Raw genomic sequence first — 19568 nt, 5'->3', positions numbered from 1 at the left:
TGGCTTTTCGACGCCAGGGGAAGTACCGCATCGACCGCCGTTTTCAACGGGCCGCGGTACATGAAGGCTAGTCGCACTTGTCCGGCGGGCATTGATGTCGATCAATCGCCCGCCCTTTCTGTCCTGCAGCCGCTACGACCCGAGCGTGAAGCCCTCGTAGTCGGCAGCGGCCACCTCCGCGAGTTTCTCTCCATAGACGCCTACGCCGCCGGTGTAGGGCATGAAGACGCGGGGCTTGCCGGGAATATTGGCGCCCATGTACCAGGAGTTCGCCTGCGGGTAGAGCGTGGCGCTCGCCAGTTCGTTGACATGTTCGACCCACTGGTCCTCGGCATCGGGCCGCGCCTCGATCGAGCGGATATTTCCCGCCGTCAGCTTGCGGATGCAGTCGCTGATCCAGTCGACATGCTGCTCGATGGAAACGATCATGTTGCTCAGAACGGAGGGGCTGCCGGGGCCGGTGATGAAGAAGAGGTTCGGGAAGCCCGCCGAGCCGAGGCCGAGATAGGTGCGCGGTCCGGCCGCCCATTTTTCGCGAAGCTTCGTGCCGTTACGGCCGGTAATGTCGATGCTGTTCAGCGCGCCCGTCATGGCGTCGAAGCCGGTCGCGAAGACGATGCAGTCGACTTCATATTCCTTTCCGCCGCTGACGATCCCCTTCGGCGTGATCCGTTCGATGGGTGCCGCCCTGACGTCCACGATGTCGACATGCGGTTCGTTGAACGTCTCAAGATAATGCGTGTCGAGGCAGAGTCGCTTCACGCCGACCGGATGATCGTCGGGCAGGAGAATATCGACGACGGCGGGGTTCCTGATGACCTTGCGCATTTCGGCGCGCGCATAATCTGCCGCGACGTCGTTGGCTTCCGGTGACGCCATCAGATCGCCAAAGGCGCCCAGAAAAGCGAAGCCGCCCTGGTGCCACCGCTTATCGAGCTCGCGGTAGCGTTCCTCCGGCGTCATGTCGGCGGCCAGCGTTTCGTTGTATTCGAAGCAGATGATGCCGCCGGGCGTCGTGCGGGCATGCGCGCGGTCGTCCAGCAAGGTCTCCTTCGACTTCTCGATCTCTTCGCGCGCCAGCGGCCGGTTGCCGGCCGGCAGCGTGAAATTCGCGGTGCGCTGGAAGACGGTGAGATGAGAGGCCTGTTCGGCGATCAGCGGAATGCTCTGGATGCCGGACGAGCCGGTGCCGACGACGCCGACGCGCTTGCCGGTGAAGTCCACGCCTGCATGCGGCCAGTCGCCCGTGTGATACCACTCGCCCTCGTAGTCGCCGAGGCCCGGAAAGTCCGGCACGCGGGCGGCGGAGAGGCAGCCCGTCGCCATGACGCAGAAGCGCGCGGTCACGCGGTCGCCCCGATCGGTTTCGACGGTCCACAGGCCCGCGCGCTCGTCATAGGTGGCGGCAGTCACGCGCGTCTCGAACTGGATGTCGCGGCGCAGGTCGAGCCGGTCGGCGACGTAATTCTGGTAGCGCAGGATTTCGGGCTGGGCGGCGTATCGCTCCGTCCAGGTCCAGCCGCGCTGAATCTCGTCGGAAAAGCCGTATTGGTATTCGAGGCTTTCGACGTCGCAGCGCGCGCCGGGATAGCGGTTCCAGTACCAGGTGCCGCCGACGCCGTCGCCCGCCTCGAAAACGCGGGCGGTGAGGCCGAGGCCCCGCAGCCGGTGCAGCATGTACATTCCGGCGAAACCGGCGCCGACCACCACCGCATCGAATTCCTTCATATCCGCCTGCGCGGACGCACTCGCTTCACGAGCCATGACGCCATCCTCCCGATTTTCTTGTTGATCGATCTTAGCCCGCGTCTTGGCGGGCACAAGGGAAGAGGAGGGTTCGCGGCCCGGTGCGACGGATAGCATAAAGTAGGACTCCGTCTGTCATCAAATCAATGGGTTAGCTTTTCAAGCTACTGCGTACGATGATGCCCGCAATGGCTATAACGTGAGAATAACAACGTTTGTGCGCGCAAAAAGCGAGAATACGTCATCAGCGGCAAATAGCTTGGCCGACCAGTATAGGTCTGTGTGTCTAAGTGGAAGCGCGCACTCACAATACATACTATCTCCACCACGGGCTGCTCCCCAGCTGATAAAGCCAACCGCCCGGTGGTATCGAACTCATGAAAGTCGGAGTCTCGATTTAATAGCCATTATCGTCCCACCTAGGTTCGTCAGTTGACCGCGCCGAGAGTTGCCGGGCCACCTCATGAACTGCCCTTTTCTCGAAGTAGAGCCGACCCGTATTCGGGTCTGAACCGACAATCCTTACCGCCGGCAACATGTCGTCCATGATTGCATCGACAAGATCCGCACACGACAAGCCCCGCCTGGAAAACACGCGAGCCGCTTCTTTTCCCTGAAGGTAACCTCCACGCGCTACAACGTTCTGTGAAATGTACCCAACCTTTTCAATCAGTCTCTCGAATTCTTCTGCCTCACAGGTCAGCGCTCTTCGGCCGTTTACTGAACGCATTACCAGGCGCAGGTGAAAAGATCGCCTTAGTTCTGAGAGCATATGAGGACCGACGCCGATTATCTCCCCAATCTGCTTTAAGTCCACAAGAACACTATAAGTTTTTGCCACAGCATGAACCTGGTCGGCATTGAACCACCACTGTCCCGCGTGGAGGCTATGCTCCACCCCCTCTCTCTTTGCTATTCGCAGGAGACATCGTAATGAGGATGGACTTAGCTTCAGGACGTCAAGCGCCTGCGAAGAGCTGATAGTTCCCGAGAGACGAATATAAGTTCCTCTTGCGGGGCGCTTCCGACACAGAACCTCATCGACAAAAAATGACGATTCCTGGAACTTCACCAGCTCCGCTCGAACAAGTCGTTCCGCGGCCCCCAAATCCTCCAGCAAGTTCTCTTGCGCGCAGGATCCCAAAACGGTCTTCACTGACGTCCGTCCACGGCGAATGTTCTTCTCGACCAGCTGTCTAAGAGTTCGGTGAAAAGCCGTCGGCCACCCTGATACAATTTTCACACCCAGTGAGACCCTGTTCTCGACGTATCCCGCACTGGTTGGAGAAAAACGGCCTCGCTTTCTGGCGCTCGCCTGATCGGCAATTGCGCCGAGATAGAGGCAGAGCTCCACAATCGCTTCGAGCGGCAACCGGGCGATATCCGGATGTAGGTCCCTATGCCAAGCAGGGTACACCTCAGGTGCAATACGATTGGCGAGAAGTCTTCCAGCCCTACAATGTCGCCCACTCGACAGAGGGTTGCTCTTTACCTCACCATCCAGATCCAGAAGTCGATATCCACAAATACATCGAAAATCCTCTGTCTGCAGATCAAGCCACCTTGACCATGTAAGCTCGTCGCCACAGTTCCTGCATTTGCTTGTGAGGACGGCTCCATGAATGAGGCACCGCCTGAAAAGGCGAAAATCCCAGAGGAATCGATGATGCTCGCCACCCTCCCTCAAACATTGGAGGCATACTCTCGGATTTCCCAACGCAAGCCAATTGCGCCTCACAAATTGGCCTCGAAATGACACAAGCTCTTTTCCTGGTCGGCTGTGTCTTCCGGCGTGATAGGCCGCCTGCTTCAGCCAGGCACCGTGAGTGCCGCTAAGTCGCACTGCTTCGGCAATGCACTTCTGATCTATCGGGAGCCGTGGCAAGTCAGCACCGAATATTCTCGCCGAGTAGCCACGCCGAAGCTTGACCCCGTTCTCTGCAACAAGCCGCAGCACATATCCCAAATAACTTTCATCAGGTTCAGGCGGCGGGCGTAGCGGAAAATAAAGCCCCTCGATGGAAGCTATTCTATCCATTTTGGCCCCGCATCCTTTATCGCCTTCTTGGGATCAATCTCGATCCATGCCATCAAATCAACATCTGACATCTTGAACGGATCGACACGGACGGAATCCCCCGGCGTCATGTCCCTCAATGCGGCGCTGAAATCTTCCAGCCGTACCAGAGCACTTCCTTCGTCTTCTGCGCAATTGACTGCAAATCGAACCAGTCGTCTGGCCTCGCCGATATATCCTGCTGAGGCAATCTGAATCCGGAGCGCAATCAATGGCGAATCCAAGGGGGCAAAAAACGGAAGATGAGAGCGCATCCCTAATGCTTCCATCAGCAGCTTAAAATCCGCTCTCTCAGTGGGACTCGTCGGGCGCAGTCCCGTCATTCTGATATAGGCGCCAGTCCTACCAGCGAGCTGCCTTTCCTGGTCAGCAATCGTCTCTATGTTTGGCAGTCCAACCAGCACCACACCCGTGGCCGTAGTATCGATTATCGACTGAACGAAGTTAGCTACCAGCGTTGGGAACAGAGAAGAATTCCGTTTCCATTCGAGTAGGTCCTGGACCTCATCGATGATCAGAAGCTGGACATCCATTGCACGGATCAGCTTGATGACATGATTTGTGATCTCGAAATCCGACCATGAAGCGGGCGACGGACTTCCCAACTTGATGAGAATTGCGCTGCCGAGACCCTTGACCGTGCTCCGCCCTGGAGCTCGGACGCATACAACCGGCGCACAATCAACGTTCCGCCCCGACACTCTCGGATGTTGCGAAGCGTAGTATTCAATGAGAGTGCTCTTTCCAGCTCCAGTCTCACCGGTAACGAACGCACAGCGACACTTTGACTCGGAGAGTGACGATTGGTGGAATCGGGCCAACCGATCAAGACACCTGGTAAAGGTCTTGTGCCGAACCGCGCCCTCAATTGCCTCGTCGCGCATACGAGTGAATCTGTCTTGTCGGATTTCATTTGGTGTCGTCATTGCGGAATTCTCCAAAATCGACATCATCACCGACATAATCTTGAGCACGCTTTTGAACGATCGGGAGAGACGATTTTTTGTGCGTTGCAAATTGGCCGATGTTTGAATGGGCCTGAATGCCGACACCGTTTGCACGCGCATTGATCTTGGGACGCTTGGCGCCCTGCCGCTTGGAGCGCTTTATTGCTGCGTCCAGATCCTCTTGAAATCTGGCCTCGTGTTTTGCAGATCTTAGGGCGCGCTCCGCAGCAGACTCGGGCCCAAGGCGCGCCTTGCGCTCCAAACGGAGTTGGTAAAGCGACTGGCCGTGGTGCAATGGATCGACATTGTAGGCTGTCAACCACTGGTCATACTGCGCATCAAAGACATGAACCTCACTCATGTCTGCCGGATCGAAGCGGACCCGGACCTTCTTGTCGCCTGTCCGTCTTCGCAAGAGCTCGAGATCAGGCGACCTATAGAATTCATTGGAGACTCGTACGCCTTTGCCGTTGAGCATAGGCTCGGCACGTCCTGCCATGAACACTCCGAAGTCTGTAATTGGCCGGATCGGGACATGAGGACGCTTAGCCATTCCCTCGTTCCATATCTCCCGCCTCGTGCGCCCCTCACCTTCATTCCGTGGCTGATTTGCGTGTACTTCGATGACCCACTGGTGAAGTAGTCTGACAATGTCAGTATAGGCAAGGCACGCCTGCTTAACTGAGTCGTACTCTCCCCGCTCACGAGGGTTGGAAAAAGTCGCCCCTGGAATTCTCCTGGAGAAATTGTGGGAGAGAAGTCCAAAGAAATTCTCGATCACCCCCTTCTGGTACGGGCGTCTTGCACCGCAAATATCGACCTCCATTTCAAAATCTCCACACAAGGCAACGTGCGCCTTGCTGAGTAGTTCTCTACCCCGATCGATAGTGAGTATGTCGGCTGGCCCATCGCACTCCCAAATGGTTTGAATTTCCGGCCATCGCTCCTGCACATAGGCTTTCGGAAGGATCATGTTTCTGATCAAGCTGAAAAGGGATGCTGTGCTTGGTGGCTCGAATCCGACCTGCAGCCCGACGATCATACCGGAGTAAACGTCACTCGCTGCCGATACATTGAGACGTCCTAGTATGGCAACCAGATCTTCGTCTAAGCCAATCTGATCCGCCACAGTGTGATCTATCTGCACGAGCTGCATTGGATAGTCTGGCTCGAGCGACTTTCCCGAAATCCGAAACTTCCGGTCTGCAGCAATGGGGCCTTCTCTTTTTCGACAGATCTCATATGGGGAGAATGTTCTGTGAAGAACACGCCGAACTGCGCCTATCCCGGGGAGAGTGTGCTGCTCTTCCTTGGGCAACTTACTGTTTTCGCTGTCAACGATCTGGACGATGTGTTTCCAGGTGCTTTTTAACGACAGGCGCCTGCCGTTCATGTAATCTTCGTTGATCTTTGTCCGGATGATATCCTGAACGCTCTTGGTGATTCTGACGTTTCTGTTTCCTCTTCGGCGGTATCCCGGAATCGGATGATCGCCCATCGACTTCGCCGTCGCCTCATCCTTTTTCCACCTGTAGATAGTTGAAACGGATGGCGACTTGGGGTCTCCCAACACACTTCCAACGATCTTGATGTTGCGCTCGAGTTCATCTCGACCAGGGTTCTTCGTACGAGCCTGCAACAAGCGTAGATAGTCACGCCGGCGCTGAAGCTCTTCCTGATATTTTTGCGGAAGATCGAGGAGGTCCGTAGTTTTCTTGTTCGAACCCCGGCCGCCGGGCGTCGGCTTCAAGTCACCGTTCTTGTAGGCAATCTTGAGCTCCAGTTCAGAGACTGCAAGGTATCGTCCATTCTCACTCGATTGGAGAATCGTGTCTCCGTCTTCGTTTACATCGACGACCACCCAGCTTTTTCCGCGGAGCTCAACCTTCTCACTCGGAGCGAGGAGCTTTCCAGTCATGGTCTGTTCTCCCTATGCCACCAGATGAGAGAATGTTCGGAGATCGGGATGCGTGGTGCATATCCAATGTGTCCGGCCAGAATGGATCGCATGATGTATGGTCGAAAGCTTGGCCCTCCGAGTGCGTTTTCAGTTTCCTTGAAGACATGTCGTCCGGCGCCGAGACAAGTGGCGATCCGATCAATGATGTAATGCTCGAGGGGACACCGACGGTATCGATAGACCAGGTCCGCGTTCCTGAGGGGAACGTCTTCGAGAATCCGCCTGTCGGTGATGATTTCGAAGCGTATTCCGCGCGCTTTCAGAAGTTTCGCAGCCGCCTCGAGCTTTACCGAAATATCCCGCTTCGCGAGCGCGTGGGCGGGCTTGACTTCGATGTAGAAAAGCACGCCCCTACGACTGACCCAGAAGTCGGGCGTGTAGCGAACCTTGCGGTCATCCACCCAGAACTCCAAAGTCTCCGGTTGGCCTCCGAGTTCTTCGACATCTCTGTCGAGCAGCATGTGAAGATAGAAGTTTCGTTCCAGAGACGATTCCGCCACAAATTCCGTTCCCGGCTTCATGTTCGGAACGATGCGAACCCGCCCCCATCTTTGCTTTTTGACGACATCTCGACCGGGAGCGATTTTCTTCACCTGTGCAATAAGCTCTGGGGTCGGTTCGTCAGTCAGATGTCCTCCGTCCGGCCAAATGGACCAAGGTTCATAAGACCCAATGTTTCGCGCTTGGGCTTTTTCATGTGCTATCTCGCGGCACCCGCCAAGGGCGGGCTCACATCGAGGATCGAGACAGGAGGCTCCTTCCGATGCCTCTTCGTCCGACTGAAACCTCGCTTGATATCCGGTCGAGCGCTGCATTTCGGGAGGCAGCAAATCTCCCACAGTCCTGTGCTTCATCGTTCGTTTCCTTTTCAAAACGAACGCTCACGGCGGAGCCGACGCCCAAGGCGTTCCCCGGCTCCTCCGGGGCGCGCGCAATCCAATTGCGTGCGCATCCAGGACTGGGTAGAATCACACCCAGTCACGTCGCTTGTAGTAGAAGCGCACGTGTTTGACCCTTGAAGGGGTCAAGCCGCCTGGCAGTTACAGCTGCCGGGCGGTTTTGTTTTTGTGAAGCAGAATCGGGGCTGTTGTCAAGTCATCGTCGAAACAAGCTAGGGTGTCTATAGTATCAAATGAGATAACATCTAGAAATTCGAAAATATGTCTTTTTCCGAAAAATCGATTACTTGAATCCACCTATTTTTCTATTTTAAAGCCTTGTTTTCCTTTTTCCAGCGTTGTTTTTCGATTTACGGCGGCGCTGAATACAGCCCGTCGGCTCTGGTAAATATGATCGGAGCTGGCGGGCCGGCGCCCAGAAAATGATCTGCGATCACAAATCGCCAGATCGTTCGAGTCTGTAATAGCGTGAGGTTGGGCTCGCTTAGCCGAGATCAGGCGCAAAGGCACGCAAGTCCGATGTAATCGCGGTCGTTGTGCCGATCACCGGGTGCCCAGTGACACGCTCCCTTTGAGAGCAGGCGCGAGACGGAGGCGGTGAGGGCGCAGGTTCCAAGTGGCCAGGGTCTTGGCCTGACAAAGACCAACCCACCCGCGCTTCTCTTCACCACGAGCGATCACTGCCGGTGCCGTCCGCGGCGGGACGCCGGAAAACTGCGAACCCATTGAATCTGTTGTGTTTGCCCCAGAAAATGCGGCTTTTACCAGTTTGAGGGGCAAACCGTTATCTATCAACGACTTAACCCTGAAACCCTGTCCAAACAGCCTGGGCAGTCAAGCCAGCGTCTGTTTCTCGCCACGCAGGCCTACACAGCCGAACTGACAGAAAGCAGCCCCGCTATCCCGACGCATCGACCGCGCTTGCTATGTCTTTGCGTCGGTGTTGTAGGCAAGCTGCGCATGCCTCGCCCAATCATCGGCCGACATCGGCCCCGAAAGACGCAAGTCACCCTTCTCCAGCTGGGCACGTTTGATAGTGAGAAAGGCTTCCGTCAGATCGTCGACCTCGACCTCACCTTCGCTTTGGAGAACAAGCTCAAGCCGGCCCTCTCCGGTGCGCAGTACATTTAGATGCCCTGACGCAGTCTGCTCGTCCATCATCAGAAGGATCGAATGCCCCGGCTCGAGTTCGACTGCGGCGGCGAACAACCGATTTCCGCGCAACCCGATTTTCTTCATCAGGGTCTTTGTCAGCCTCAACGCAACAGACCGGTCATTCCTCTTCACCTTGACCGACGCCTGCGCGTCGATATCACCGGTAAAGGACCGCTTTTCAGATTTCGTGTTCCGGTCTGTCATGGCCAATCTCCCATTGGAGGCAGAACCCACAGCATATGGAGCTTCGCGGTTTCAGCACTGCCGATCAAGTTGATATCGGAAGGGACCGGGACTTCTGCATCCCGCCTCTGCCTGCTCGCCTATGACGCCTCCCAGACCTTGTTGAGAACTTGTGCAGCGAGCGCCGCCTTGTCCTGCGGCAGGAACCGGCCGTAGTGCTTTGCGACCATATCGGGCGTGTCCTGAATGGCGTAGCTCGCCTGCTCATAGGAGCCGGTCTTTTTCAGGATATGGGTCGCGAGCACGTCGCGGACATTATGGGGCCCATGCGGCAGCAACCCTTCGATCGCCCCTCGACGGGTATAGGGATTGTAGATGCCGTGCCGCTGTATCGTGAGCCGCCAGGCCTCATAGAAGGTCGTCTGGTCATAGGCAGCAATTGCCGAGCTGGCCTTCACGGTCTTGACGAAGAATGTGGCAGGATCCGGCGCACCATGAAGAAGCCGCGGCCTGCCACGACGGACATAGGCGTCTATCGCTTCATACAATCCGCCGAGATCCGGCAGCACCAGTTGAAACGGCTTGTTGCCGAAGTAGGAAGAATTTGCGTTCTTGAAAGCGGCCGATGGAATGAACAGCTCCCAGCCTGACATGCGGCCGTTCCATCGCAGCTGACCTCGCTTGAGTTCCGTGAGCCGTCGTTCCGATAGCGGAACCTCGCTACGGTTACAGATCAGGAGCTGGCGCAGGTTCTTCTGACGCAAGCCGGAATACAGGCCGATTTGGATGATGGCATGCACAACGGAATCAAGCCTCAGTAGTTGAAGATGAAACCCTAGCTAAACGAACAAGTTCCCTCTTCCCTTCGAAGGGCTGCTCTACGCCAGGAGCGGCCACTCAATGTTGGTCAAAGAAGGGGCCTCTAGGCAGCCCGCCCCCCCCCCGCCATCTGTAACCATGTTTGACACTTCCGTGGTGCGACGGGATGAGAAGTTTGAGTCCTCCCCAGATGCAGGGTTCGGCGACACGGTATCCTTGGCAAACAATCCCGCCCCTCAGGATTGCGGTGACCTTACGCGATGGATTACACCCTGAATCGCAGCTCCATTGTCAGGTCTTTGCGAGCCTGCATCAGAGTCTGCACGCCGCGTCATGCGTTTCTTTCTGGGTTAATGCTGCACATGGATCGACCATGCGGATTACGGCGTGCTCGCGAAAGATGCGTTCCGCATTCGTCTGTCGCCTCATATCGTCGCCCACTCGCGAAATTTTTCCCCGCCCGGCCGTCGAGAATGCCGGGCTAATTCAATTTTTTCCCTGCACAGCCATTGGTGCATGGCATCGGTCACAAGATATGCAAACCCTCCGGAAGTGGCGTGAGCAGCCCGCATTCGAGAAAGGCTTGGAGGCAACAGACGATCTGACCTTCGCCTGAAGATCGGTGCCAGGACCGCACCGCGCCCTGCGCGATCAATCCGTAGTCAGAAGCTAGTTACCTCTCCCGACCGCCAAAGGCGGTCCAGCCTCCGTCAATAGGAATGATTGCGCCCGTGACATAGGACGACCATTCCGACGACAGATAAGCAACCGCATGGGCAATTTCCGAGGGGCGCCCGAGGCGGCCGAGCGGAGTGCACCCATTGATATGCCCAGTGTCGATCTTTCCGGCCGACTCAAGTTGGTCCACAAGCGGGGTGCGGATATATCCGGGTGCAACGCAATTCACGCGGACTCCCCTGTCCCCCCATTCGCAGGCCAGCGAACGGGTGAGATTGATGACCGCCGCCTTGGAAGAGCTGTAGGCATTGCGCCACGGGAAACCGGATATGCCGGCGACTGAAGCGATATTCACGACGCTCCCCCTCCCTTCCTGCAGCATATGCATTCCAACTTCTCGGCACATAAGGTAGGTGCCGGTAAGATTTATTTCGATGATTTTTCGCCAGGTTTCGATGTCTTGGTCTGCTGTTGGCGCGATCGTATCAGCGATGCCCGCGCTGTTCACGAGAACATCGATCCCTCCCATCTTGTCTATCGCCATGCTGGTGATGCGGGCCACATCTTCCTTGGAAGACACGTCCCCCTGAAGGTGCATGCCGGCGGCCTTGGTGGACATCGAAGGCTGTGTGATGTCTGCGCTGCAGACAATTTCCCCAATCTCGTCGAAAAAGTTGACCACGGCGGCGCCAATTCCGCTTGCACCTCCGGTGACCAGCACTCTTTTCTTCTGATGCTGTTGCTTGCTCATATCAAATGTTCTTGTTTGACCATTTGTATATGTTGTTTCGCTGGATAGCGGACGATCCGCCAATGATCGGAAGAAGCAGTGCGTCGCGTACGTAGCGCTCGGTGTCGAAGTCCTTCACATAACCGTAGGCACCGAAAATCGTTTGGCTCTCGATCGCCACGTTCTTGGCGACCTCAGTCGCGAAAAGCTTGGTCATTGAGGTTTCGACACCACATCTCGTCTTGTTGTTCGCAAGCCAGCACGAGTGGTAGAGCATCAGGCGGGCGGCATGTAGCTGCGTCTTCATGTCGGCAAGCTTGTGCTGCACCGACTGGAAGTCGCCGATTGCCTTGCCGAACTGCCTTCTTTCGCGCGTATACAGCCATGCGTCGTCGAGCGCCGCCTGGGCGACACCGACCGCAATCGCCGCCACTTCCAGCTTTTCGACATCGAGGCCGGAACCGACAATCATCGACCACCCCTTGTTCCAGCCTTCCTCACCGCCCATGACATTCTCGAAGGGCACCTGCACGTCATCGAAGGCGATGTCGGTGGTGGCGGCTCCCTTCATGCCCATTCCTTCGATCCGGGTAATCGATACGCCCGGTGTAGTCGGAGGAACCATGACGAGAGAAAGGTTGCCATAGCGCTCGTTCTCGGGACCGGTGCGGACAAGGGTATAGATATAGTCGGCGATTTCCGCGCCGGAGCAGAAACGCTTCGCACCGTTGATGCGCACCACATCGCCGTGACGCTCCGCCCGCGTCTTCACATTGGCGAGATCCGCACCCGTATCCGGCTCCGTCCAGCCATAGGCAAAGATAAGCGATCCATCCACTACCCTCGGCAGAAGTCTCTTCTTCTGCTCAGGCGTGGCGCACTCCTCGATATTCATCCCCGCGTAGCAGGTCGCCATCAGATAAGGCACCGACACGGCGAGACTGCGGCGGGAGAGCTCTTCGACCACAACCATAGTCGCAAGGATATCACGACCAGCGCCGCCATATTCCTCCGGAACTGTGAGCCCCATAACACCAAGGTCTGCGAGCTTCTTGAATATCTCACGCGGAAAATGGTTGTTCTTGTCCCATTCGCGGGCGGCGCTTCGCGGCATTTCCTTTTCGACGAAACGCTGAAGCATGTCGCGCAGGTGGCGTAGGTGCTCCGGTTCTGAGAAATCCATTTCAGCCTCGCTTCGCGCCGAAGACAGGTTGACGCTTCTCGCGGAACGCGTTCACGGCTTCCTGATGGTCCGGACTGATATTGGAAAGCGCCTCATAGGCAAGCGAGGCATCCATCATGGAGTGTGCGAGTTTCTTCAGGGCTATATTCACCGACATCTTGCTCCACAAGATCGCCTTGGTTGCGCCCGCAGCGAGCTTGTCTGCGAATGCATCGACGCGCGCGTCGAGATCATCCGCCGGCACGGCGTGGTTGATGAGACCGATCTCCGCAGCCCGCGACGCGGACAGGAGGTCGCCCGTCATGAGATATTCTTTTGCGCGCGCAAAGCCGATGAGTTGCGGCCAGATCACCGCACCGCCATCGCCCGCCACGAACCCGACACTCACATGCGGGTCGCCGATCTTGGCGTTCTCGGCCGCGAAGATCACATCGCAAAAGAGCGCGATGGTCGCACCAAGGCCGGTCGCGTGCCCATTGAGCTTCGCAATCACCGGCTTTTCGCAATCCAGGAGCGTATAGACGATCTGCTTACCTTCCCGCGCCGTTTTCTCGAACCGCGCCGGATCGTCGATCATTTCCTGCATCCAGCCAATGTCGCCGCCTGAGGAAAAAGCGCGTCCGGCGCCGGTCAGCACCACGATGTCGCTGTCGGGGTCGCTGGACGCGTCCACGAACACCCGCGCCAGTTCCTCGTGCATGACGGCATCCACAGCATTCAGCTTCTCGGGGCGGTTGAGCGTGATGTTAAGAACTCGGCCCCTATAGGCGAATTCGAGGGTCTGATAATTGGCAAATCGCATGATTACTCCTTTTTGTTGTCTTCTGCGCGAGATCCGGAGGAAGCGTAAGGATCGGGGCTCGATGTCGAGAATCGCCGCCCGGCAATAAATGATGATTCATTAGTCACTGACTATATATTCATAAAAACTCGCGCGCGTCGATAGGCAACTTTTCCGCTGCACATATTTGTTCTCTAGAGAGAGTCAGTCAGCTGGAAAAAAGGGGATCGGGCCGCATCCCATGCCGATCGGCACCCGTGCAAGATTAGTTGAGTCCGCTTTTCACGACTTTCATGTAGGCTTTGATCACCTTCTCGGATTGTTTTTTTGCCTGATCCCTGTTCTTGAAGTAGCGCATATAGAGGTAGCTGCGGGCAGACATCATCATATAAGAGACCGTTTCAAGCTCTTCCCGATCGAAGTTCTTGATTTCGCCCGCACGCGCCGCCCTTTCCAACGCAGCGACATATTTTGTCGCCAGCACCTGATAGTGCTTCCTGTGGGCGATCGGAGCGGCGGTTTCGGCTTCGTTCAGGACACGGATGAAACCTGGATTCTCGTTCAAATAATCGAAGAAAGCTCGGATGCCCCGCTCTTCCATCTCATAGATGTCCTTGGCGCCAGCGACACGCGGGCGGATATATCTCAACATGTCGGCGCCCACATGGGGCAGCAACTCATCGAAAAGTTCCTGCCTCGACTCGAAGTAGAGATAGAAGGTGCCCTGAGCAAAGCCGGCCAATTCCGTGATCTTGGAAATCGACGCATTTGCATATCCATACTCCCCGACGACTTTCGCGGCAGCCTGGAATATAGCTTCGCGGACATCAGCGGAGCGCTCTTCTCGTGTGAGCCGCTTGCGCGGACGTATTGTGCCTTTGGAAGGCAGTTTTTCTGTCGCTTTGGCTGTTCTTCCCACCAAGCTATCCCTTCTCAGACATCCCCATTTCAGTAAATCGAGGTCTTGCCATCCTGCACTGGATTTACACGCTTCCGGCTTGACTTCTCCATTTACCTATTGCCGCCAATACTTCACTTTACGTCAATGATTATATTCGGAAGAAGGACCATTCGACTCGTCGAAACTTCCGAAGGCGGTGCCGTCGGAGTGATCCAAATCCGGCACCGCCTCGCACGTGTGAAAGCCCTTACCTCACGATGTTACACGCCCTTGTTACAACTCCGACCTGACCCGACTTGCTACTCGGCCGCAGCGGTGGCTGACGAGGCCCTCTCGAGCACCAGATTCGGGTAGCCCATTTCGATTTCCTCGTTCAGCGCAGCCCTGTATGCGACCTGGCCGCCGATGAACGGCTGTATTTCCGGGCGCTTGCCCGGCACGTTCGCGCCCATGTACCATGATTTCGCCTTGGGCAGCAGGCTCATATTGGCCACGTCGTTGCATCTCTCCGCCCATTTGTGGGCAGCATCCGGCTTGGCATCGTAGCGCCGGATCCCTTTTGCGCTCATGTCCTCGACGACATTCACCACCCAGTCGCCTTCAAGTTCGGCGGCTGTGGGGCCATTGAGAAATGCCGACGGGCTCTGTAGCGCATAGGTGAAGAGAAGGTTGGGAAAGCCCGGAACCATCTTGCCCAGATAGGTAAGGTATTTCTCGTCCCAGACATCTCCAATGGTCCGTCCCGTTCCATCCCTGATGTCGAGAGCCCCAATCGCGCCGGTGCAATTGTCGAAACCGGTTGCATAGACAATGCAATCAAACTCTCGCTCGACGGCGCCTGCAACAATCCCGTTCTCGGTAATGCGCTCGATCTGGCTCGTATTCGTATCGATCAAATCCACATTGTCCTGGTTGTAGAGATCGAAATACCACTGCTCAAGGCAGGGGCGCTTTGCACCAAAGGGGTGCGGTGGTTCCGTCGGCGCGAGGATTTCGATCAAGTGCTCCTTCTTGATCCGCTTGCGGGTCTCATCACGCCAGAAATTGTAGTGCGCTCGATTGCATTCCTCGTCGAAGAAGAGATCGGCCGGCGCTCCCAACCAGAAACGGAAGCCCTTCTGCTCCCAGTTCTGACGCATCATCTGGTTTCTCTCGCTTTCGTTCAGATCGTTCCATCGGCGATTGATCAGATCGTAGGGAAAGCCACCAAAGGTTTGCCGGCTATATGCCATTGCGGGGTAGATCAGCGGCTTCATCTTGGCGTATTCGTCCCTAGTATATCTCTCCTGCCCCATAGGCAGAGCTAGATTGGGGGTACGCTGATAAACCGTTAGATGGTCTGCCGTCTTGGAGGCTTCTTGAATGACCTGAACGCCCGAGGCACCGGTGCCAATCACGGCCACACGTTTGCCGCTGAACGAGACCTCCTGCTTTGGCCAGCGAGCGCTATGATAGGATTCGCCCTTGAAGCTTTCGATACCGGCAAACTTCGGCATGACCGGCGTCGTTGTCGACCCCATAGCCAAGACAAGATGGCGCGCGCGCCGGGTCACGCCGTCATTGAATTTGGCGTGCCACACGCACTCGTTCTCGTCGAAGGACGCCCCTTCGAGGCGGGTCTTGAACGTCATATGCGGGCGCAAGCCCCATTGGTCCGCCACGAAATTGAAATAGGGCTTCAATTCGCGCCAGGTCGGGAACTTCTCTGTGAACGTATAGTTCTGCCAGATCTGCGGATCCGTGAACTGGTAGATCCATACTTCGGAATCCACTCGCGCACCGGGGTAATTGTTTTTATCCCATGTGCCCCCAACCCCTTCTCCATCGTCGAAAAGGTGCACATTGTAGTCGCGTTTCAGAAACTCGTGCAGGATGTGCATTCCGGAGAAACCGGCGCCCACCACTATGACATCGAGATCGGCGTTACTTTCATTTTTCGGCTTCATTTCAGCTATCCTTGTCTGTCATTTCCCACATCCGGAACAGTTGAAACGGACTGCTCGAATGTGGTGGATCGGTCTCCTCCTCCCCTGCCCTGCCGACAGGCTTCGATCCATTTCCTCTGTTCGTTTCCGTCAAGCTGGAGGCGTGCTCTTCGGTCGTTGCCACGGAAGCGATCCACGTCGCATCGCTTCCAGGCACGCTGCGTCGTTCTAGAGGCCGATCTTTGGACGCGCCCACTCCGCCATGCGTTGAACAGCATCATCCGCTTCGGGCGCATTACCCGCCAGAGCCTGAAAGACGTGCTGCATTTCCGGAAAAATATCGATGCGCACTTCGCATCCGGCTGCTTTGGCGCTGTCAGCGATGCGCCGGCTGTCATCGAGAAGGCTTTCGTCACCGCCCACTTGGATGTAGATAGGCGGAAATCCGCTGTAGTCAGTGTAAAGAGGGTTCGCGAGCGGGTGCTTCGGATCGCACTCGCCGATAAATAAGGAAGCGAGCGCCGTCGTCGTTTCTCGCGACACAAGCGCGTCCTTGTCCTTGTTCGTGTCGTAAGTGGTGCCGCTGGTATCCATCCCGGCCCACGGGGACATGGGCATCGATGCCACGGGGAGAGGCAGGCCCTTCTCCTTTGCGGCCGCTATCGCCGTCAGGGCAAGTGCACCGCCGGCCGAGTCTCCGGTGAAGACGATGTGTTCGGGCTTGACCTTTTCGCTTTTGAGCAGCCACTGATATGCCGTAACCATGTCATTGACGGGGCCGGGGTGTGGATTTTCCGGCGATCGTTTGTAGTTCACAATGAGCGCGCGTACGCCGGTCGCCTTTGCGATATGCCCAAACATCTTGCGATGGCTGTACATCGAGCCGACCACATAGCCACCTCCGTGTGCGCAGAGAAGCACGCGATCCTGTGCCGCACCCTTCGGATTGGCCCACATGGCGGGAATACCGCCGGCGTCCACTTCAAGGTAGTCGACTTCGCCAGGCTCGTGAGTGACGTCTCCCCAATGATCGAAGAGCCTGCGAAGATCCTCCACCGACATCCCCGGGTTCTTCGTCATCTCACTAACCCAGCCCTTGTAGAGGGCGATGATGTCATCGGACTGAATGCTGGCCATGTTCTGTTTCCTCCCATTTCTGATGCGGATCACCGTCCGCATCCTCATTTGTGACTAATTGCTCACTGACTGAACGTTCACATGCGGATACAGCTATGCGCTTTTCCGCACTGCTCAGCACCGCCGCTTCGCCGGATGTCTCCATCCGGCAAACCTTTGACCGTCACGCACCCTCGACGATCACAACACGATATTCAGCGCCCTTGAACCGGTGTGCGCAAGCATCCTGGTAGGCCTTGCTGTGATACCAGTCCTTTGCTTCTTCGAAGCTCGGGAACGACAGGACTACAACGCCCTCTACCGGCTTGCCCTCCAGCATTTCCTGTTTTCCATATGCGACAAGCTTCGTGACAGGCCTGCCTTCCATTGAAGCGCGGGCTTTCGGACGATAGACCTCCAACTCATTCTCATCGATCGTTCGTTCACGCGTAAATATGATATAGGCGGTCATTTTTTCTCTCCGTTTTCGCCGGCCGCGTCGGGAAATTCCCGCGCGATCCCGATTTCTGTTTCCCAAAAGAGCCCCGCTGATGCGAAGGGAGCATCAGCGGGGAGTTGGGAGGGGACGCCCTTTCAGGGCAGCGACGCCGTGTAAGTCGGGGGGACTACGGCGTTCACTATCAGGCCTTTGTTCGGCCTAATCTCATAAACGGAAATCACGGCAGCGTTCCTCATGCTGCAATCTCCGGATTGTCTGATCCGCTGCGGCAACGCGCTCTCAGCACATGCTTCAGCACCTTGCCCGACGCCGTTCTCGGCATTTGCTCGAGCACGAACAGCCGCTCCGGGAACTTCTGCCGTGCAAGTCGCGCTTCCTCGAGGAAGCTCTTCATGCCTTCGAAATCGACGGCCTTGCCTTCCTTGAACACCACATAGGCGACGGGCGTTTCGCCCATTCGTTCATGCGGCATGGCCACGACGGCGGCTTCGGCGATGGCGGGATGGGCGTGGAGAATATCCTCGACTTCCTTGGCGCTGATATTTTCGCCACCACGGATGATGAGGTCTTTCTTCCGTCCACTGATCGTTATGTAGCGTTCGTGGCTGATGAAGCCGAGATCGCCGGTGCGGAAGTAACCCTCATCGTCAAACGCGTCGAGCGTGTCTTTCCATTCCGTATATCCGAGCATGAGTTCAGGGCCACGCGTCAGGATTTCGCCTTCTTGCCCGTCCGGCAGCACCGCGCCCGTCTCCGGATCGACGATCTTCACCTCGTGGTTCAGGATGCAGCCATCCGTGGTGGCGCCGAGTTCATCCGGGTCGCCGGGCGCAACGCCTGCCGTGATGGTGGGCGCCTCGCTGCTTCCATAGACGCGGAAGGCAAGGCAGTTCGGCAGCACGGTCTTCGCGCGGCGAATGATTTCGGGCGGAACCGGCGCACCACCACAGGCAAAAAGACGGAGAGAGGGGAGCGTCTCGCCGCGCTTTTCCAGCGCTGACACAAGCTCCACAAGAAACGGCGTGGCACCGATGCTGAATGTGACGCCATGCTTCGCAACGAGATCGACCGCCTGGTCCGCATCCCACTTGTCCATATAGACAAGCTTGTTGCCGAGATCGAACATCATCTCGATGCCGTAAATGTAGCCTGTGATATGCGTGACCGGGGAGGGCATCAGAATGATGTCGTCCTGCGACAGGCCCCAGAGCTTCTTCACCGCGTCAATTTCGGATTGAATCGTGTTGTGACTATGGAGTACGCCCTTCGGATTGCCCGTCGTGCCCGAAGTGTAGAGCAGCATTTTCACGGTGTTCGGATCGATCTGATCGATCTCTTTGGCGAGTTCATCCGCCGATGAAGGCGCCTTCGGCGTATCCCAATCACCGAAGCGCGTGAATCCTTCTCTCACCTTCTCGCCGCGCACAGTCACCACATGCTGCAGATTGGGAAGGGAGGGACGCAGCTTCTCGACCATTTCCACATAGTCGATGCTGCGGAAGGACTCGGGAATGAAGAAGACGCGGCTCTTTGAATTCTTCAGGATGTAGCCAACTTCCGCGTCTCGATAGATCGGGATAATGGGGTTTACCACGAAACGCCCAATACAGGCCGCCAAGTTTATTGTGGCTGTTTCATACCAGTTAGGGAGCTGGAAGCTGATGACATCGCCCGGCTTCAGCCCTTCAGAACGGAGCCAGTTTGTGAGCGCGAAAGCTTCCTCGGCCATCTCGGCGAATGTGTGTGTTCGGTCGCCATCGACAACCGCAACGTCCCTATCCTTACGGATTGCCTTGTCCGCCGCATTGTGAGCAAGCGTTATGTTGCTCCACTCACCGCTTTGCGTGAAACGGGCGATGGTTTCTGCATCCAGCCTTGTTTTCCAACCGGTCATATCGATCTGCATTTCGGGTTCGCCAGTATCCGGGTTCTTGGGGAAAACTGGTGGGGACAGCATATGTGCAACGTCCGCCCCCACCTGCTCTGTTACAGGTCTTGACGTGTCAGA

14 protein-coding genes and 2 pseudogenes are annotated in these 19568 nt (G+C 56.6%); all 16 read right to left on the bottom strand.

Annotated features, from left to right (window positions below; translation table 11 throughout):
- Positions 1-132: 132 nt before the first annotated feature.
- Positions 133-1764, bottom strand: a complete 1632-nt coding sequence (locus tag Q8S60_RS04520) for an NAD(P)/FAD-dependent oxidoreductase (protein ID WP_305276965.1) — start codon at positions 1762-1764, stop codon at positions 133-135.
- A 379-nt stretch (positions 1765-2143) separates the two neighbouring features.
- Entirely contained in the window at positions 2144-3118 is a 975-nt protein-coding gene (locus Q8S60_RS04515) for a hypothetical protein (protein ID WP_305276963.1), read from the bottom strand.
- 246 nt (positions 3119-3364) lie between these two features.
- A pseudogene (locus tag Q8S60_RS18950) lies at positions 3365-3784 on the bottom strand (TniQ family protein); the annotation flags it as partial.
- Positions 3772-4707, bottom strand: a complete 936-nt coding sequence (locus tag Q8S60_RS04510) for a TniB family NTP-binding protein (protein WP_305278262.1) — start codon at positions 4705-4707, stop codon at positions 3772-3774. The gene Q8S60_RS04510 and the pseudogene Q8S60_RS18950, both read right to left, overlap by 13 nt.
- Before the next feature lie 25 nt (positions 4708-4732).
- A complete protein-coding gene (locus Q8S60_RS04505; protein WP_305276961.1) occupies positions 4733-6688 on the bottom strand; it encodes a Mu transposase C-terminal domain-containing protein in 1956 nt (651 codons plus the stop codon).
- On the bottom strand, positions 6685-7584 hold the full coding sequence (locus Q8S60_RS04500) for a Tn7 transposase TnsA N-terminal domain-containing protein (RefSeq protein WP_305276960.1): 900 nt from the start codon (positions 7582-7584) through the stop codon (positions 6685-6687). Before Q8S60_RS04500 ends, Q8S60_RS04505 begins: the two co-directional genes overlap by 4 nt.
- A 969-nt stretch (positions 7585-8553) precedes the next feature.
- A complete protein-coding gene (locus Q8S60_RS04495) occupies positions 8554-8988 on the bottom strand; it encodes a hypothetical protein (protein WP_305276958.1) in 435 nt (144 codons plus the stop codon).
- A 119-nt stretch (positions 8989-9107) separates the two neighbouring features.
- Positions 9108-9746, bottom strand: a pseudogene (locus Q8S60_RS04490) (hypothetical protein); the annotation flags it as partial.
- A gap of 713 nt (positions 9747-10459) precedes the next feature.
- A complete protein-coding gene (locus Q8S60_RS04485; protein ID WP_305276957.1) occupies positions 10460-11215 on the bottom strand; it encodes an SDR family NAD(P)-dependent oxidoreductase in 756 nt (251 codons plus the stop codon).
- 1 nt (position 11216) lies between these two features.
- Positions 11217-12377: an acyl-CoA dehydrogenase family protein gene (locus Q8S60_RS04480; protein ID WP_305276956.1), complete on the bottom strand. Its 1161-nt coding sequence runs from the start codon at positions 12375-12377 to the stop codon at positions 11217-11219.
- Position 12378: 1 nt separating this feature from the next.
- The gene (locus Q8S60_RS04475; RefSeq protein WP_305276955.1) at positions 12379-13179 is read right to left on the bottom strand and encodes an enoyl-CoA hydratase/isomerase family protein; all 801 of its coding nucleotides are present in this window, start codon (positions 13177-13179) and stop codon (positions 12379-12381) included.
- A 244-nt stretch (positions 13180-13423) separates the two neighbouring features.
- Positions 13424-14077, bottom strand: a complete 654-nt coding sequence (locus Q8S60_RS04470) for a TetR/AcrR family transcriptional regulator (RefSeq protein WP_305276954.1) — start codon at positions 14075-14077, stop codon at positions 13424-13426.
- Between the two features lie 281 nt (positions 14078-14358).
- Positions 14359-16005, bottom strand: a complete 1647-nt coding sequence (locus tag Q8S60_RS04465) for an NAD(P)/FAD-dependent oxidoreductase (protein WP_305276952.1) — start codon at positions 16003-16005, stop codon at positions 14359-14361.
- Positions 16006-16212: 207 nt separating this feature from the next.
- Positions 16213-17121: an alpha/beta hydrolase gene (locus Q8S60_RS04460; protein WP_305276950.1), complete on the bottom strand. Its 909-nt coding sequence runs from the start codon at positions 17119-17121 to the stop codon at positions 16213-16215.
- A gap of 163 nt (positions 17122-17284) precedes the next feature.
- Positions 17285-17572 (bottom strand): DUF1330 domain-containing protein, encoded by a 288-nt coding sequence (locus Q8S60_RS04455; protein WP_305276949.1) that lies wholly within the window; start codon positions 17570-17572, stop codon positions 17285-17287.
- A 220-nt stretch (positions 17573-17792) separates the two neighbouring features.
- Positions 17793-19454: an AMP-binding protein gene (locus tag Q8S60_RS04450; protein WP_305276947.1), complete on the bottom strand. Its 1662-nt coding sequence runs from the start codon at positions 19452-19454 to the stop codon at positions 17793-17795.
- Positions 19455-19568: the final 114 nt, after the last annotated feature.

This window comes from Parvibaculum sp. (assembly GCF_030694575.1).
Classification (GTDB): Bacteria; Pseudomonadota; Alphaproteobacteria; order Parvibaculales; family Parvibaculaceae; genus Parvibaculum.
This window is presented reverse-complemented; position numbering and strand designations above follow the sequence as displayed.

What these genes read in the sequence shown, in the direction of transcription:
- Q8S60_RS04510 (WP_305278262.1), bottom strand. Translation starts at nt 4,707, where the DNA reads ATGCGCGACGAGGCAATTGAGGGCGCGGTTCGGCACAAGACCTTTACC.
- Q8S60_RS04485 (WP_305276957.1), bottom strand. Translation starts at nt 11,215, where the DNA reads ATGAGCAAGCAACAGCATCAGAAGAAAAGAGTGCTGGTCACCGGAGGT.
- Q8S60_RS04455 (WP_305276949.1), bottom strand. Translation starts at nt 17,572, where the DNA reads ATGACCGCCTATATCATATTTACGCGTGAACGAACGATCGATGAGAAT.
- Q8S60_RS04460 (WP_305276950.1), bottom strand. Translation starts at nt 17,121, where the DNA reads ATGGCCAGCATTCAGTCCGATGACATCATCGCCCTCTACAAGGGCTGG.
- Q8S60_RS04520 (WP_305276965.1), bottom strand. Translation starts at nt 1,764, where the DNA reads ATGGCTCGTGAAGCGAGTGCGTCCGCGCAGGCGGATATGAAGGAATTC.
- Q8S60_RS04505 (WP_305276961.1), bottom strand. Translation starts at nt 6,688, where the DNA reads ATGACTGGAAAGCTCCTCGCTCCGAGTGAGAAGGTTGAGCTCCGCGGA.
- Q8S60_RS04465 (WP_305276952.1), bottom strand. Translation starts at nt 16,005, where the DNA reads ATGAAGCCGAAAAATGAAAGTAACGCCGATCTCGATGTCATAGTGGTG.
- Q8S60_RS04475 (WP_305276955.1), bottom strand. Translation starts at nt 13,179, where the DNA reads ATGCGATTTGCCAATTATCAGACCCTCGAATTCGCCTATAGGGGCCGA.
- Q8S60_RS04495 (WP_305276958.1), bottom strand. Translation starts at nt 8,988, where the DNA reads ATGACAGACCGGAACACGAAATCTGAAAAGCGGTCCTTTACCGGTGAT.
- Q8S60_RS04500 (WP_305276960.1), bottom strand. Translation starts at nt 7,584, where the DNA reads ATGAAGCACAGGACTGTGGGAGATTTGCTGCCTCCCGAAATGCAGCGC.
- Q8S60_RS04450 (WP_305276947.1), bottom strand. Translation starts at nt 19,454, where the DNA reads ATGACCGGTTGGAAAACAAGGCTGGATGCAGAAACCATCGCCCGTTTC.
- Q8S60_RS04480 (WP_305276956.1), bottom strand. Translation starts at nt 12,377, where the DNA reads ATGGATTTCTCAGAACCGGAGCACCTACGCCACCTGCGCGACATGCTT.